Annotated in this window: 13 protein-coding genes; 8 read left to right on the forward strand and 5 right to left on the reverse strand. The window is 59.7% G+C overall.

Annotated elements, in window-relative coordinates:
- Positions 1-39 precede the first annotated feature (39 nt).
- Both ATY80_RS27115 and ATY80_RS27120 read left to right on the forward strand, forming a co-directional pair.
- Positions 40-1,287: a TCR/Tet family MFS transporter gene (locus ATY80_RS27115; RefSeq protein ID WP_088695372.1), complete on the forward strand. Its 1,248-nt coding sequence runs from the start codon at positions 40-42 to the stop codon at positions 1,285-1,287.
- Between the two features lie 144 nt (positions 1,288-1,431).
- Positions 1,432-2,835: an MATE family efflux transporter gene (locus ATY80_RS27120; protein WP_088695373.1), complete on the forward strand. Its 1,404-nt coding sequence runs from the start codon at positions 1,432-1,434 to the stop codon at positions 2,833-2,835.
- Between the two features lie 14 nt (positions 2,836-2,849).
- Here ATY80_RS27120 and ATY80_RS27125 read toward each other — a convergent pair whose 3' ends face one another.
- From ATY80_RS27125 to carA, 4 genes are all read right to left on the reverse strand, one after another.
- Positions 2,850-3,170: an antibiotic biosynthesis monooxygenase gene (locus ATY80_RS27125; RefSeq protein ID WP_088695374.1), complete on the reverse strand. Its 321-nt coding sequence runs from the start codon at positions 3,168-3,170 to the stop codon at positions 2,850-2,852.
- Between the two features lie 286 nt (positions 3,171-3,456).
- Positions 3,457-3,885 carry a GNAT family N-acetyltransferase gene (locus ATY80_RS27130; protein WP_088695375.1) on the reverse strand — a complete coding sequence of 143 codons (429 nt, stop codon included), beginning with the start codon at positions 3,883-3,885 and terminating at the stop codon, positions 3,457-3,459.
- A gap of 232 nt (positions 3,886-4,117) precedes the next feature.
- Positions 4,118-4,411 (reverse strand): hypothetical protein, encoded by a 294-nt coding sequence (locus tag ATY80_RS27135; RefSeq protein WP_088695376.1) that lies wholly within the window; start codon positions 4,409-4,411, stop codon positions 4,118-4,120.
- Positions 4,412-4,566: 155 nt separating this feature from the next.
- Positions 4,567-5,772, reverse strand: a complete 1,206-nt coding sequence (gene carA / locus ATY80_RS27140; RefSeq protein WP_088695421.1) for a glutamine-hydrolyzing carbamoyl-phosphate synthase small subunit — start codon at positions 5,770-5,772, stop codon at positions 4,567-4,569.
- Positions 5,773-6,046: 274 nt separating this feature from the next.
- Between carA and ATY80_RS27145 the strand changes: the two genes are divergently transcribed.
- The gene (locus tag ATY80_RS27145) at positions 6,047-6,499 is read left to right on the forward strand and encodes a GatB/YqeY domain-containing protein (RefSeq protein ID WP_088695422.1); all 453 of its coding nucleotides are present in this window, start codon (positions 6,047-6,049) and stop codon (positions 6,497-6,499) included.
- On the opposite strand, the gene ATY80_RS27150 is transcribed toward ATY80_RS27145, so the two are convergent.
- Positions 6,500-7,378: a hypothetical protein gene (locus tag ATY80_RS27150; RefSeq protein WP_088695423.1), complete on the reverse strand. Its 879-nt coding sequence runs from the start codon at positions 7,376-7,378 to the stop codon at positions 6,500-6,502.
- A 660-nt stretch (positions 7,379-8,038) separates the two neighbouring features.
- Here ATY80_RS27150 and dnaG point away from each other — a divergent pair.
- The 5 genes from dnaG to ATY80_RS27180 all read left to right on the forward strand — a co-directional run bounded on the left by dnaG (position 8,039) and on the right by ATY80_RS27180 (position 14,602).
- Positions 8,039-10,024: a DNA primase gene (gene dnaG, locus ATY80_RS27160; RefSeq protein WP_088695377.1), complete on the forward strand. Its 1,986-nt coding sequence runs from the start codon at positions 8,039-8,041 to the stop codon at positions 10,022-10,024.
- Positions 10,024-11,880 (forward strand): DNA helicase RecQ, encoded by a 1,857-nt coding sequence (gene recQ / locus ATY80_RS27165; RefSeq protein WP_088695378.1) that lies wholly within the window; start codon positions 10,024-10,026, stop codon positions 11,878-11,880. Before dnaG ends, recQ begins: the two co-directional genes overlap by 1 nt.
- 118 nt (positions 11,881-11,998) lie before the next feature.
- Positions 11,999-13,186 (forward strand): glycine C-acetyltransferase, encoded by a 1,188-nt coding sequence (locus ATY80_RS27170; RefSeq protein ID WP_088695379.1) that lies wholly within the window; start codon positions 11,999-12,001, stop codon positions 13,184-13,186.
- Positions 13,187-13,207: 21 nt separating this feature from the next.
- On the forward strand, positions 13,208-14,245 hold the full coding sequence (tdh, locus tag ATY80_RS27175) for an L-threonine 3-dehydrogenase (RefSeq protein ID WP_088695380.1): 1,038 nt from the start codon (positions 13,208-13,210) through the stop codon (positions 14,243-14,245).
- 9 nt (positions 14,246-14,254) lie between these two features.
- Positions 14,255-14,602, forward strand: coding sequence for a GFA family protein (locus ATY80_RS27180; RefSeq protein WP_088695381.1), 348 nt, complete (start codon positions 14,255-14,257; stop codon positions 14,600-14,602).
- Positions 14,603-15,046: the final 444 nt, after the last annotated feature.

Below are 15,046 nucleotides of genomic sequence, written 5' to 3' on the forward strand. Positions count from 1 at the left end.
ATCGTCTTTTCAGAAAACAACCTGCTGTAGAGATGTTTGATGCTCGATCCGAAATTCGTTCGCCGTGGCCTTTTCCTCGTCTTCATGATCCTGTTTCTCGACGTGATCGGGATCGCGATCATCATGCCTGTGTTGCCGGCCTACCTCGAACAATTGACCGGGGGATCCGTGAGCGAGGCGGCACTCGACGGTGGGTGGCTGCTCGTCGTCTACGCGGTCATGCAATTCCTGTTTGCGCCATTCCTCGGCAATCTCAGCGACCGCTTCGGGCGGCGACCGATTCTGCTTCTGTCAGTGCTGACGTTTGCGATCGACAACTTCATCTGCGCGGTGGCGACGAGCTTTTGGATGCTCTTCATCGGTCGCGCCCTTGCCGGGTTCAGTGGCGGCAGCTTTGCGACCTGTTCCGCCTACATCGCCGATATCAGCAATGATGATAATCGGGCGAAGAACTTCGGCTTGATCGGCATTGCGTTCGGCGTCGGTTTCACGATCGGTCCCGTCATCGGCGGCTTCCTCGGCGAGTTCGGTCCCCGCGTGCCATTCCTTGGGGCTGCGGCTCTGTCGTTTGCGAATTTCGTTGCTGCCTACTTCATGCTTCCCGAGACGTTGGAGGCAAAGCATCGCCGGACGTTTGAATGGAAGCGTGCCAATCCGTTGGGCACTCTGAAGCAGATGCGAAACTACGCCGGCATTGGGCCGATCTGCGCGGTCATGTTCCTTTTTTGGCTGGCGCATGCCGTCTATCCCGCTGTCTGGTCCTTCGTGTCGACCTATCGCTATGGCTGGAGCGAGGGGCAGATCGGGCTGTCGCTAGGTATCTATGGTATTGGCGCTGCCTTCGTCATGGGGGTCGTCCTGCCGAAAATCGTGCCGGTGCTCGGTGAGTGGAAGACAGCAGTCCTTGGTCTTTCTTTTTCCGTCGTCGGGCTGACAGGTTACGCCTTTGCCTGGGAGGGCTGGATGGTCTACGCGGTGATCGTGCTGACCGTCATGGAAAACGTTGCCGACCCGCCGCTGCGAAGCATTGCGGCCGGCAAGGTGCCGCCGTCAGCCCAAGGCGAGTTGCAAGGGGCACTCACAAGCCTCAGCAGCATCACCACGATCGTCGGGCCACTCATCTTTACGCAGATGTTCGGCTACTTTACGGGGCCAGAAGCGCCGGTGCGCTTTGCAGGTGCGCCGTATCTGCTGGCGGCCATTATCATCCTGATTGCAGCGATCGCGTTTCTCGCCAAGGTCCGTACCGTCAAGACGGCTAAGGTGGTAGAGCAGCCGGCAGAATGAGCTATCAGGATTTGTGATGCGATGATGAATTTTTCATCATTTGCATAGTTTTGAGTAGTTCTTTGCCGGGCTTTGATCTAAGCCCTCCTGATTACGTTGCCGCAATTTGCGGCCAATCAGCGATTCAATTACAGGACTGGTGTCATGGACACGCCGATCGACGCGCGCAAGCTTGCGCCGAAAACCGATAACCATTGGGCTGCGCATTTTTGCGCCACGCTGGCGCTCGGCATCCCGCTGATCGGCGCACAGCTTGCCCAACTCGGCATCAACACGACCGACGTGATGATCGTGGGGCGCCTCGGCGCCGAAAATCTTGCCGCCATGGTGCTCTCGGCGCAGTTCCTGTTCACGATACTCGTCTTCGGCTCGGGGTTTGCGATCGCCGTCATACCGATGGTCGCGCAGGCCTACGGCAGAGGCGATGTCGTCAGCGTACGCCGGTCGCTGCGCATGGGGCTCTGGGTCGTGCTCGCCTATTGGGTGATCATGCTGCCGGCATTCTTCAATTCCGAGCGGATCCTGCTTGCCGCCGGGCAGAAGCCCGAGGTGGCGGCGCTGGCGCATGGCTACATCCTGATCGGTCAATTCGGCGTGTTGCCTGGCCTGCTCTACAACGTCATGCGCGCGCTGGTCAGTGCGATCGGTCGCGCCGCCGTCATTCTCAATGTGACGATCACGATGCTCGTGCTGAATGCCTTCTTCGCCTATGCGCTGGTGCTTGGGCATTTCGGTTTTCCGGCGATGGGGCTGGAAGGTGCGGCGATCGTTTCAGTGGTCGTACAGACTGCCGGCTTCCTGTTCATCCTCGGCTACGTGCAGAGCAGGGCGGACACGCGCCGCTACGAGATCTTCGTGCGGTTCTGGCGTCCCGACTGGAAGGCATTCTGGGAGGTCGTGCGTCTCGGTCTGCCAATCAGCGTCACGATCCTGGCCGAAGTGAGCCTCTTCACGGTTGCCTCGTTGCTGATGGGCCATATCGGGACGATCGAGCTTGCGGCCCACGGTATTGCTCTGCAATGGGCCTCGATCGCGTTCATGATCCCGCTCGGCTTGTCGCAGGCGGCAACCGTTCGTGTCGGCGTGGCGCACGGGCAGGGCGATTACACGGCGATTGTTCGGGCCTCGATCGCAGTCGTCGTCATCGCCTGCCTGATCGCGGGTGTCGGTGGCATCCTGTTTGCCGTTGCGCCTGAGTTCCTGGGAAGCTGGTTCCTTGATACGAAGTTGCCGGAGGCGCCACAGGTGCTTGCCTATGCCGGGCCGTTGATCGTTGTGGCAGGGCTCTTCCAGTTGGTCGATGGCCTGCAGGCGATCGCCAATGGCCTGCTGCGCGGTCTGAAGGATGCGCGTGTGCCGATGATCCTGGCGCTGATTGCCTATTGGCCGATCGGCTTCTTCCTCGCCTGGGCCTTTGCGTTCCCGCTTGGCTTCGGCGGCATCGGCATCTGGTTCGGATTCCTGGTCGGGCTTGCGGCGGCAGCCGTGATGCTTTGCGGACGCTTCTATCTGCTTCTCCGCCGCGAAAAGAACATGGCCGGCGTCTAGCCGGCCATTCGGGATCAAGCTGCGATCGGCTTGTAGTTGGCAATGTCGGCGCGAATGCCGAGCCGTTGAAACAGCGCCTGCGGGTCGAAGTTTCGGGCGCGATGGGCAGCCTGCAACACGGCCTTCACCCGGTCGACTACCTCAGCGCTTTCCCATTGGGCGATCGTCACGAAGTTGAATTCGCCCGGGCCCGACACCTGTTCCAGAACCTGATGGCTGATGAAGCCCTCCTGTGCCTGCAGGACTTCGTGCGTTTTCAAGACGTTCATCAGGAATTCCTCGCGCGCAGCCTCCGGAACAGCAAACTTGTCGATCCGGTAAAACGCTCCGTTCATTCTTATCTCCTTTGCTTTGGATGTCGCAAAGGCGGGTGTAATTCCTCAAGTTAAGTTGAGGTCAATGGGTTGAAACAAAGATGCTCGCTCGAAAGCCCAGGCCCGAACTGACCTGTGGGATACTTTCTGTCGCAAATTGTCTGTCCCGAGACTTGACCTTTGAGAGTGGATTTTGCGACGGGAAAGTTCAGCGCGCAGTTCCGACGCCAAAGTTAGAATTCCCGCGACTTTGGCATCGAATCCATCGGCGTAACGGTGAATAGATAAGCGGGTCCGGGCCAGCGTGCTATGAAGAGAAAGGTTGCTTTACAAGGTATCGTCTCTCTGTCGTTTCCTGATGAACTCGGAATCCGTGTCGCAGGTAAAAGTCCACGGCCGGATTGGTGGTCAGGACGCTTAGGCGTACTGGAAGTTCAAGTTCTTCGGCGTCCGATATAAGGCTCAGTAGAAATTTCGAACCAATTCCCCGTCGCTGAAATGTTGGCGCGATGAATAATTCATCGAGCCATAGATGGTCGAAGTGCTTCTCAACAGTGACACAACCGACATCGTAGTCGTCGTCGGCGATGATCTGGCAGCCCACAATAGAGTTCCGCACGCTCAAATCCTCCGACCACGCGCCCCAGAGCGCAACGGCGTATTCACGCATGCAAGTCTCTTCAAGCCAGATAAGAAAGGACTTATCGGCTTCGATGGCCGCTCGCTTGGAAATCATTGCTTTAACCTCGTCTGGCTCGATCCGAGATGCGAAGAAAGTTTCGCGGAGATATTCCCGGCAAGATTCACCGCCCAAAAAGCCGATGCCACAAGGAATACCGTATCAATATCTATCTGGATTCCACATTTGAGTTAGAGGCTGGGCTCTAGAGCGGGCATTCTCAAGCCAAACGAATGGATGACGAGGGCGCCCGACGAGCGCGTCCTGCCAGCCTGGACCAGCACAATGGCTAGTAATTATACATCGACATCGGATCATTGACGCAGGCGTAGTCCAGCAGGCACTGCTTGCCGGTACGGTCACGCAGACTGGCAGTACTCAGCTTGTCCCCGGGACCGCATTGGGCCGGCGGATAGCGAAAGTTGCGGCCCCCGAAGCCGAGGCGGACATAGACCTTCTTGGATTGCCGGATAATCTGCGCGAGCTGTGCGCAGCTGTAATCCTTTGCATCGACCTTCACGGGCCCGGCGGCAAGAGATACCGTCGGGAGCAAGCACGCAACTGCTAGAACCAAGCATCTCATGGCTGGCTGCCTCCCTGACCGATGCTCAGTAAATCAGCACTTTCGACACTATTCAAACGGATATCGCGTGGCGGCGGCCGTCGTTACGCGCAACAGCTGCAAAAACAAAAAGCCCGCTCAGAGGCGGGCTTTCGAAACGATGAAATGATTGCGTCTCAGCGTTCGGCGAGGGCTTCCTCGCCCTTCTTTGCGCGCACCAGATTGACGAAGCGGCGGAAGAGGTAGTGGCTGTCCTGCGGACCGGGGGAGGCTTCCGGGTGATGCTGCACCGAGAAGATCGGCTTGCCCGATACCCGCAGGCCGCAATTGGTGCCGTCGAACAGGGAAACGTGAGTCTCTTCAACGCCATCCGGCAGAGACTTCGTGTCGACCGCGAAGCCATGGTTCATCGAGACGATCTCGACCTTGCCGGTGGTGTGGTCCTTCACCGGATGGTTGGCGCCGTGATGGCCCTGGTGCATCTTCTCGGTCTTGGCGCCGAGCGCGAGGCCGAGCATCTGGTGACCGAGGCAGATGCCGAAGACCGGGATGTCGGTCTTGATCAGCTTCTGGATGACCGGAACGGCGTATTCACCTGTTGCGGCCGGGTCACCCGGGCCGTTCGACAGGAAGATGCCGTCGGGCTGCATCGCAAGCACGTCCTCGGCGCTCGTCGTAGCCGGCAACACTGTGACCTTGCAATCGAGGCCGGCAAACAGGCGCAGAATGTTGCGCTTCACGCCGTAGTCCAGACAAACGACGTGGTACTTGGCATTTTCGGGCGCAAGCTCGCCGTAGCCTTCATTCCAGATCCAGGGGGTCTGAGCCCACTGCGAGGATTGGCCTGACGAAGCGACCTTGGCGAGGTCGAGGCCTTCGAGGCCGCTCCAGGCCCTGGCTTCCGCCTTCAGCGTCTCGACGTCGAAGACACCGTTCGGATCGTGGGCGATGACGGCGTTCGGCGAGCCGTTTTCACGGATCCAGGCGGTCAGCGCGCGCGTGTCGATGCCGCAAAGGCCGATGATGCCGCGAGCCTTCAACCAGGCATCGAGGTGCTTGACGGCGCGATAGTTGGACGGATCGGTGATGTCGGCTTTGAAAATGACGCCGACCGCGCCATGGCGTGCTGCCGGCGTCAGGTCTTCGATGTCTTCGTCGTTGGTGCCGATGTTGCCGATATGCGGGAAGGTGAAGGTGACGATCTGGCCGAGATAGGAGGGGTCCGTCAGGATCTCTTCGTATCCAGTCAGCGCAGTGTTGAAGACCACCTCGGCCTGGACCTTGCCGGTCGCACCGATGCCCTTGCCTTCAATGACGGTTCCGTCTGCAAGAACGAGCAGGGCAGTCGGCTTTTCGGTTGTCCAGGGTGCTGTCGCGGTCATCTTCATCCCGTTTCCGGCAGCCACACGTCCTTGGGTAACGTTGGCCGGCCATTTGGTTCGCAAGCATTTGCGCGCGGCAAGGCACGCGCTCTCAGGCCTGATCACGAATTTTTGGTGCAGGTGGCGGTAAATACCCACGCTATTGCGCAAGGTCAATCTTTGTACCGCACGTTCTGCCGGTTTTCTCGCGCTTTCTCCTGGCATTTTCCGCAATTTATTTGATCCCATGCATTCGCGTGGTTTATGAAGCGGCATTCAAACAGGAGTGATTATGATGTTGCGCGATCAACTCGCCGCCGCCCTCAAGGATGCCATGAAGTCCAAGAACGCCGAGCGGCTTTCGACCGTTCGCCTGATTCAGGCCGCGATCAAGGACCGGGATATCGCCAATCGCGGCGCCGGCAAGGAGGCCGCCAGTGACGACGAGATTCTGCAGATCCTCGCCAAGATGGTGAAGCAGCGCGACGAATCGGCGAAGATCTACGAAGAAAATGCACGTCCGGAACTGGCAGCCAAGGAGCGTGCCGAAATCACCGTGCTGCAGGATTTCCTGCCGAAGCAGCTTTCCGACGCGGAAGTGCGCGGCAACATTGCGGCGATCATCGCCGAGATCGGCGCCGCCGGCCCGAAGGACATGGGCAAGGTGATGGCCGTTCTGAAGGAACGCTATGCCGGCCAGATGGATTTCTCCAAGGCCTCCGGAGCCGTCAAGGAACAGCTGAACTGATCAGCGCAGGCTCGCCGTCTTTCTGGCGGCGGGCCCCAGCACCGCCTCCGCGGCGGCGTCGATAACGGCGAATTTTGCCGCCTGATATCCCCAATATTCCATGACAAAGGCATGCGATATCCAGGTGTCGCCCTTATAGGGCGGCTGGGTCCAGCCGATGCTTCCCATTTCGGACGCCTGCGTCAGCAGGCGTTTCAGGTGGGTGTTGGAGATCATGAACTGGTTACGGATTTCCTTGAGCGGCAGGGGTCCGATGTAAGCCCGTTCCGAGCTGCGATCGAACTTGTCGATACGGCTCATGAGGTAGTCCATGATCAGGCCGCCGGAATTAGCCCAGTTGAACAGACTGTAGGTTGCGCCGGGGTCACGCACGGCGTCGCTATCGATGATCGCCTTGGAAATCAGCGGCTGTATTCTGGAGAAGGCTGCCGGGTCGGCGTTGATCCGGTCCAGCCGATTACCGCCGTCCAGACTGTCGAGAATGAAAAGATGAGTGGCGAGCCATCTGAAAAAGTGTTCGTGGGCGGTTTCTGTCGGCTCCAGCAGGCGTGTGCGCTTGTCGCTTCTACTGTCGACCGGACGAAGGAACCGGTAGGCAAGCATTTCCTGGATGAAGGCTGCGGCGGTGTTTCGGCTTGCAATCTTGTTGGCCACGACGAAGGCGATAAAGCGGCCTGAATAGAGGCCGAGTTTCGGTTCGCCCGGGTAGCCGAAATGAAGGGCGAAGCCGGCATGCGCCATCAGCCAGCGCTGTTGCGCGGCAAAGATCGACGCGATGCGCGGACTCTCGCGATAGATTGTCAGCATTTCGCGGGCGCAATGCAGCACGGCCACGAAGAAGGCGTCGCTCTCTAAAAAATCTTCAACTTTATGTGGCATTCGACCATCCCGATAGGTCGCTTTCATTAGGCATTGGGCGATAACTGTCAATGCCTTCAACGGACGCTGATGGAGGCGGAAATATCGAACCTGAAACTTCTGGGTGAAATTAAAGAAGGCAGGAGCTGGGGGTGCTCCTGCCTTCTTGCTCTTTGCTTCCGGTGGCGACGCAGGACCGAGATCCAAGCCACCGGTTACTTGCAAAGACACCCTTGCGAGGCGGCGCCGGGGGTAGGGATGGTGCCTCGCACGGGGATCGCTGTGTCGGCCTTGAAGTTATTGCGACGCGGCAAGTGATTCAAATTACAAAAAAATAATGATTGGCGCCGGGGGCTGCCTTATGTGTGTCATTGGTGTGGTAGGCTGTCGCGTCGCGATAGTCGGTCACCGTTGGCGCAATTGCGAAGCTATTGTTCTGTCATCTATTTTTGACGATTGGCAAGAAATGGGCGTTTGGAACGCTAGCCTCGCATACACGCAGAACGCGGGTGCGGCTTTCAGTGTCGCACCCCCTGTCGCAGGGGTGGTAACGCATTTTTGAACACCCATCCCTAGAGAATTTCCAAGGTTGTGGGCCCCTGTGAATAGCGCGTCCTTTGGCCAAATGCCGTGGCATGTGCTGATGAACCTGCTTATATGGACCGCAGTTAAGAGGTTCACATGCGCTTTTCCAATTCCTTTCTCGACGAGATACGCGATCGCGTGCCGATTTCGGACGTGATTGGGCGTCGTGTGAGCTGGGATAAGCGTAAGACCAACGTCTCGCGCGGCGATTATTGGGCCTGCTGCCCGTTTCACGGCGAGAAGTCGCCGAGCTTTCACTGTGAGGATCGCAAGGGGCGCTACCACTGCTTCGGCTGCGGCGTAACAGGCGACCACTTCCGGTTCCTGACGGATCTGGAGGGGCTAAGCTTCCCGGAGGCCGTGCAGCAGATCGCCGACATGGCGGGTGTTGCCATGCCGGTTGCCGATCCAGTCATGGAGAAGCGTGAAAAGGAGCGCACGTCGCTTCTCGACGTGATGGAGCTCGCGACCAAGTTCTTTCAGGATCAGTTGCAGGCCGCTAACGGCGCGCGGGCGCGGGCTTATCTGCGCGATCGCGGATTGACGGGGCGCACGATCGAGACCTTCCGGCTCGGCTTCGCGCCCGACAGCCGCAATGCGCTGAAGGAGTTTCTGGCGGGAAACGGCGTCACCAAGGAGCAGATCGAGGCTTGCGGCCTGGTTGTCCATGGTCCCGATGTGCCGGTCTCCTATGACCGCTTTCGCGACCGGATCATGTTCCCGATCCTGTCGTCCCGTGAGAAGGTGATTGCTTTCGGCGGGCGAGCCATGTCTCCGGATGCGCCGGCCAAGTATCTCAATTCCAACGAAACGGAGCTCTTCCACAAGGGCAATGTGCTCTACAATTTCGCGCGCGCCCGCCGGGCGACACAGGGTGCCAACGGTGAGGGCACGATCATTGCCGTCGAAGGCTATATGGATGTGATCGCGCTCAATCAGGCCGGCGTCGAGAATGCCGTGGCGCCGCTCGGGACGGCGCTAACCGAAAACCAGCTTGAACTCCTCTGGAAGATGACACCGCAGCCGGTGCTTTGCTTCGATGGCGACGGCGCCGGCATTCGCGCCGCCAATCGCGCCGCTGATCTGGCGCTTCCGCATATCAAGCCGGGGCGCACCGTGCGCTTTGCCCTGCTGCCCGACGGCAAGGACCCCGACGATCTTGTGCGCAATGAAGGCCGGGCGCCCTTCGACAAGGTGATGAGCCAGGCCAAGCCGCTGGCTGAGATGATCTGGAGCCGCGAGATCAATACCGGGCAGTTCGAGACGCCTGAGGCCAAGGCAGAACTCGAAGCACGGCTGAAGCAGCTGGTTGCCGTCATTGCCGATGAAAATGTGCGTCGCCACTACCAGCAGGATATGCGCGACCGCCTGAATGGCTTCTTTCAGCCGCAATTCCAGAATCGCGGCAATGAGCGGCGAAGCTTCGATCGCGGTGCTGGCCAATCCCGCGGTCGCGGCAACGAGGGACCGCGCGGTCCGCGTCTTTCCGGCGGCGGCATTTCCGACCGGCTCGCACGTTCCGGGCTTGTGAAGGGACATCAGGAAACCCCGGCCTTGCGGGAAAGCGTGCTGGCGCTGACGGTCATCAATCATCCTGCATTGATGCAGGACGAGTATGACGAGATCGCCTCCATCGACTACGACAACCGCGAACTGCAGCGGCTTTGGTCTGTCATGCTCGGGGCTGCGGCCGCCGTCGCCGGACCGCATCTGACCCGCGAGTATCTGTTGGAGCGTATGGAAGAGCAGGGCTTTGGCCCGTTGCTGCAGGGGCTTGAACAGCAGATCCGCAATGCCCGCCTCTGGATTGCCACATCGGAGGCGGCAATGGAGGATGCGCGCGAAGGATATCGCCAGGCGCTCGCCTTCCATAAGCGCGCCAAGGCTCTGCGCTTCCAGAAGATCGAGCTTGAGCGCGAGATTGCCGAGGCGACCGAGGCGGGCAACGGCGACGTGATCGACCAGTTGATGCGCGCACTGCAGGAGGTCCATTTCGAGGGACTTCGCCTCGAAAACCAGGAAGCCATTATCGACGGTTTCGGCGTGCTCTCCGGCCGCGTCAAGGGAGCGGCGAGCCACTGATGGATTCCGCAGATCGGCAATTTTCCGCTGGCGATGCGTTGTTCGGTGCGGAGCGTTCGCCGCTTGGCATTCTCAACCGCGTCTACGGCTATCCCGCCTTCCGTGGCAAGCAGCAGCAGGTGGTTGAGCACATCGTCTCTGGCGGCGATGCGGTGGTTCTTTTTCCGACGGGGGCCGGCAAGTCGCTTTGCTTCCAGATTCCGGCGCTCTGCCGCGAGGGCGTAGGGATCGTCGTTTCGCCGCTGATCGCGCTGATGCGCGATCAGGTGGAGGCGATGAAGCAGCTCGGCATCAGGGCGGCAGCACTGAACTCCGCGCTATCACGCGAGGAGTTTATCGAGGTCCGTCGGGCGATTTCTGCAGGCAGGCTCGATCTCCTCTACGTCACGCCGGAGCGCATTCTCATGGATGGCTTTCGCGATACGATCGGCAACGCGCGGATCTCGCTTTTCGCCATCGACGAGGCGCACTGTGTCTCTCAGTGGGGCCATGATTTTCGTCCGGAATATCGCGAACTCGGCAGGCTTGCCGAACACTATCCCGGGGTGCCGCGCATCGCGCTGACGGCGACGGCCGACCCTCACACCCGCGACGATATCGTCGAACGGCTGGCGCTGAACAATGCCAAGGTCTTCACGACCAGCTTCGACCGCCCGAACATTTCCTATGAAATTGTAGAGCGCGACCAGCCGCGCCAGCAGTTGCTGCGGTTTCTTTCCGGACACAAAGGCAACAGCGGTATCGTCTACTGCCTGTCCCGCGCCAAGGTTGAAGATACGGCGGAGTGGCTGAACGGGCAGGGCATTCGGGCGCTTCCGTACCATGCCGGCATGGACCGGGCGCTTCGTGATGCCAACCAGGATGCCTTTCTGAAAGAGGATGAGCTTTGCCTCGTCGCTACCGTCGCCTTCGGCATGGGGATCGACAAGCCGAATGTGCGCTACGTCGCACATCTCGATCTGCCTGGCTCGGTCGAGGCCTACTATCAGGAGACAGGCCGCGCCGGGCGTGACGGCCTGCCTTCCGAAGTCTGGATGGCCTACGGCATGGCCGACGTCATCCAGCGCCGCCGGATGATCGACGAGGGTGGTGCAGCCGACGAAATCAAGCGCGTCGAGCGCTCCAAGTTGAACGCCCTGTTGGCGATTTGCGAGACCGCCTCGTGCCGCCGCCAGGCGATCCTCGCGCATTTTGGCGAAACCCATGCGGGCAAGTGCGGCAGTTGCGACACCTGCCTGAAGCCGGTCGAAACCTGGGACGGGACGGAGGCAGCCATCAAGGCGCTTGCGGCGATCTACAGAACGGGCGAGCGGTTCGGCACCGGGCACGTGGTCGACGTGCTGCTCGGCAACGTCAACGAGAAGACGGAACGCTTCGGCCACACGACGATGCCGGTTTTCGGGGCCGGAAACGATCTGGCGGCCCGTACATGGCAATCGGTATTCCGGCAACTGCTTGCGATGGGACTGGTCCGCGTCGACCATGAGGCGTTTGGCGCCCTGAAGCTCGAGCCGGAGGCCCGCGCCGTCTTCAAGCGCGAACGGTCGGTCTTCTTCCGCAAGGATCGACCGGCGGCGGAACGGCGTTCGAAGCGAACGGCGCAGGTCGAGCGTCGCTCCGTTCTATCCGGCGGAGATGGCGTGCTCTTCGAAGCCTTGCGCGCGGAACGGACGGCGATCGCGCGTTCGCTCGGCGTGCCGCCTTATGTCGTCTTTCCCGATACGACACTCATTGCGTTTGCGACCGAGCGGCCGCGGACGCACAAGGAGATGCTCGGCATCTCGGGTGTCGGCCAATCGAAGCTTGAACGATATGGCGATGCGTTTCTCGATGTGATCCTCAGTCACGACGACTAGTCGCTGGATACGCCTTGACGGTCTACGCGCGCGAAACCGGGCGTTGACGACGGCAAGACAGGCGCTTGGCTATGTGCTAGTGCAGGGCATCGGGAAACAACACGAGAAGGGCCATCAAATGACCTCGCAATTCCTCTCCCACCTCCGCACCGAACTTGCTGCACTGAAGGACGCCGGGCTTTACAAGTCCGAGCGTGTCATCACGTCGAAACAGGCCGGCGAGATCGCCGTCGCCTCCGGTGAGCGGGTTTTGAACTTCTGCGCCAACAACTATCTCGGGCTCGCCGACAACGAGGAGCTTGCCGAGGCCGGTAAGAAGGCGCTCGACCGCTATGGCTATGGCATGGCTTCGGTGCGCTTCATCTGCGGCACGCAGGAGGAGCACAAGCAGCTTGAGGCGCGCATTTCCTCCTTCCTCGGCATGGAAGACACGATCCTCTATTCCTCCTGTTTCGACGCCAACGGCGGGCTTTTCGAAACGCTGCTTGGCGAGGAGGACGCGATCATCTCGGATGCATTGAACCATGCCTCGATCATCGATGGCGTGCGCCTCTCCAAGGCGAAGCGCTTCCGCTACGCCAACAATGACATGAAGGCACTGGAGGAAGAGCTGAAGAAGGCCGAAGGCAGCCGATTCAAGCTGATCGCCACCGACGGTGTCTTCTCGATGGATGGCATCATCGCCAACCTGCGGGGCGTCTGCGATCTCGCCGAGAAGTATGGCGCGATGGTCATGGTCGATGACAGCCATGCCGTCGGCTTCGTCGGGAAGCACGGACGCGGCTCGGCCGAGCATTGCCGGGTCGAGGGTCGGGTCGACATCATCACCGGTACGCTCGGGAAGGCGCTCGGCGGTGCCTCCGGCGGCTATACCTCGGCCAAGGCCGAAATCGTCGACTGGTTGCGGCAGCGGTCGCGCCCCTACCTGTTCTCGAATACGCTGGCGCCAGTCATTGCGGCTGCGTCGCTCAAAGTCTTCGATCTCATCGAGAACGGCGATGCGCTGCGCGAGCGGCTGGCAGCCAATGCGGCGCTTTTTCGCTCCGAAATGACGAAGCTCGGCTTCACGTTGGCGGGTGAGGGACATCCGATCATTCCGGTCATGCTCGGTGACGCCAAGCTGGCGCAGGATATGGCGGCGCTGATGTTGAAAAAGGGCGTCTACGTGATCGGCTTCTCCTTCCCTGTCGTGCCGAAGGGACAGGCGCGCATCCGCACGCAGATGTCGGCAGCGCATTCGCGTGCCGACGTCGAACGGACGATCGCGGCCTTCGCGGAAGCCGGCCGCGAACTCGGTGTCATCTAAAGGGTTTGGGAGAGTAAGATCATGTCGAACATGATGAAGGCACTGGTCAAAACGAAACCGGAAGTCGGGCTTTGGATGGAGCATGTCCCGGTTCCCGAGGTCGGGCCGAACGACGTGCTGATCAAGGTGAAGAAGTCCGCGATCTGCGGCACCGATGTCCATATCTGGAACTGGGACCAGTGGGCGCAGAAGACCATTCCGGTGCCGATGGTGGTCGGCCACGAATTCTGCGGCGAGATTTCGCAAATTGGTTCGGCCGTCACGAAATACCATGTCGGCGAGCGCGTCTCCGGCGAGGGACACATCGTTTGCGGCAAGTGTCGCAACTGCCGCGCGGGCAGGGGGCATCTGTGCCGCAATACGCTTGGCGTCGGTGTCAACCGTCCCGGTTCCTTCGGCGAGTTCGTCTGCATTCCCGAGGCGAACGTGGTGCCGATCCCTGATGATATTCCCGATGAGATCGCCGCGATCTTCGATCCGTTCGGGAATGCGGTGCACACGGCGCTTTCCTTCGACCTCGTCGGCGAGGATGTGCTTGTCACCGGCGCCGGGCCGATCGGCATTATGGGAGCGCTGGTCGCCAAGCGATCGGGCGCCCGCAAGGTGGTCATTACCGACATCAACCCGCATCGGCTTGATCTCGCCCGCAAACTCGGCATCGATTATGTCGTCGATGCCTCGAAGGAGAACCTTGCTGATGTGATGAAGTCGATCGGCATGACCGAGGGCTTCGACGTCGGGCTGGAAATGTCCGGGGCAGCACCGGCTTTTCGCGACATGATCGACAAGATGAACAACGGCGGCAAGATCGCTATCCTCGGCATTGCGCCCGCCGGTTTCGAGATCGATTGGAACAAAGTCATCTTCAAGATGCTTAATCTGAAGGGCATCTACGGCCGCGAGATGTTCGAGACCTGGTACAAGATGATTGCCTTTGTGCAAGGCGGGCTGGATTTGTCGCCCGTGATCACGCACCGGATTGGAATCGACGATTTCCGGGAAGGATTCGAGGCGATGCGCTCGGGCAACTCGGGCAAGGTCGTTATGGATTGGAACTGAGGAGGATCGATGCTTTACGAAGGAAGCTGCCATTGCGGCAAAATCGAATTTGAAGTGGAGGGAGAGTTGACTTCGGCTCTCGACTGCAATTGCTCGCTGTGCCGGCGGCGCGGGGGACTGTTGGCCTTCGTGCCGCGCGACAAGTTCACCCTGAAAACGCCCCGCGAGAACCTGTCGACCTATACGTTCAACACGCACACGATCCAGCACCGCTTCTGCGGCACGTGCGGCATCGCTCCTTTTGCGGAAGCCAAAATGCCTGACGGCGCCGAGATGGCCTGTATCAACGTCCGCTGCATTCCCGCGGTCGATCTTGCAAGTCTGGAGATCCAACCCTGGGATGGGCAATCTCATTAAAGCTTGCCCAACACGAACAACTGGCAGCGGGCACCACGAATCTTGGCGGCAACTTTGCCGCCTAAGAAGAATGCCGGCCGCTCTTGTCTTCTTGTGGTGACATCCTATCTAAGCTTGGCAATCGCTTGAGCGGTTCCGGGCCTGTGGATAAGGCTTTTTCCGGGTTTTCTGAGGCTTTTTTGCTAGAAAAGCTTGACGAGAACAAAAAATGTGGGAATCACCGTTCAACTTGGAAAGCGGTGAACTGGGTCAAGGGCGGATCGCACAACCATGGCCGGACATATGATGACTTTTAAGTTCTGTCGTCCGGCGCCGGCAATCGTGGTTAATCAGGCATTAAATCTCATCGCATTAGGTGGGACTAGGTGATTCGAGACGGTCGTTTGCGGCGTATCGGCTGCGCACGGCCGTTCACTGCGGCGAGTTTGAATAGCGTCAGGAAGG

Source organism: Rhizobium sp. R711 (genome assembly GCF_002211365.1).
Classification (GTDB): Bacteria; Pseudomonadota; Alphaproteobacteria; order Rhizobiales; family Rhizobiaceae; genus Rhizobium.

Coding starts and splice junctions, on each gene's coding strand:
- ATY80_RS27115 (WP_088695372.1), top strand. CDS start 40: ATGCTCGATCCGAAATTCGTTCGCCGTGGCCTTTTCCTCGTCTTCATG.
- ATY80_RS27180 (WP_088695381.1), top strand. CDS start 14,255: ATGCTTTACGAAGGAAGCTGCCATTGCGGCAAAATCGAATTTGAAGTG.
- ATY80_RS27135 (WP_088695376.1), bottom strand. CDS start 4,411: ATGAGATGCTTGGTTCTAGCAGTTGCGTGCTTGCTCCCGACGGTATCT.
- ATY80_RS27130 (WP_088695375.1), bottom strand. CDS start 3,885: ATGATTTCCAAGCGAGCGGCCATCGAAGCCGATAAGTCCTTTCTTATC.
- ATY80_RS27145 (WP_088695422.1), top strand. CDS start 6,047: ATGTTGCGCGATCAACTCGCCGCCGCCCTCAAGGATGCCATGAAGTCC.
- dnaG (WP_088695377.1), top strand. CDS start 8,039: ATGCGCTTTTCCAATTCCTTTCTCGACGAGATACGCGATCGCGTGCCG.
- ATY80_RS27150 (WP_088695423.1), bottom strand. CDS start 7,378: ATGCCACATAAAGTTGAAGATTTTTTAGAGAGCGACGCCTTCTTCGTG.
- ATY80_RS27125 (WP_088695374.1), bottom strand. CDS start 3,170: ATGAACGGAGCGTTTTACCGGATCGACAAGTTTGCTGTTCCGGAGGCT.
- ATY80_RS27170 (WP_088695379.1), top strand. CDS start 11,999: ATGACCTCGCAATTCCTCTCCCACCTCCGCACCGAACTTGCTGCACTG.
- recQ (WP_088695378.1), top strand. CDS start 10,024: ATGGATTCCGCAGATCGGCAATTTTCCGCTGGCGATGCGTTGTTCGGT.
- ATY80_RS27120 (WP_088695373.1), top strand. CDS start 1,432: ATGGACACGCCGATCGACGCGCGCAAGCTTGCGCCGAAAACCGATAAC.
- tdh (WP_088695380.1), top strand. CDS start 13,208: ATGTCGAACATGATGAAGGCACTGGTCAAAACGAAACCGGAAGTCGGG.
- carA (WP_088695421.1), bottom strand. CDS start 5,772: ATGACCGCGACAGCACCCTGGACAACCGAAAAGCCGACTGCCCTGCTC.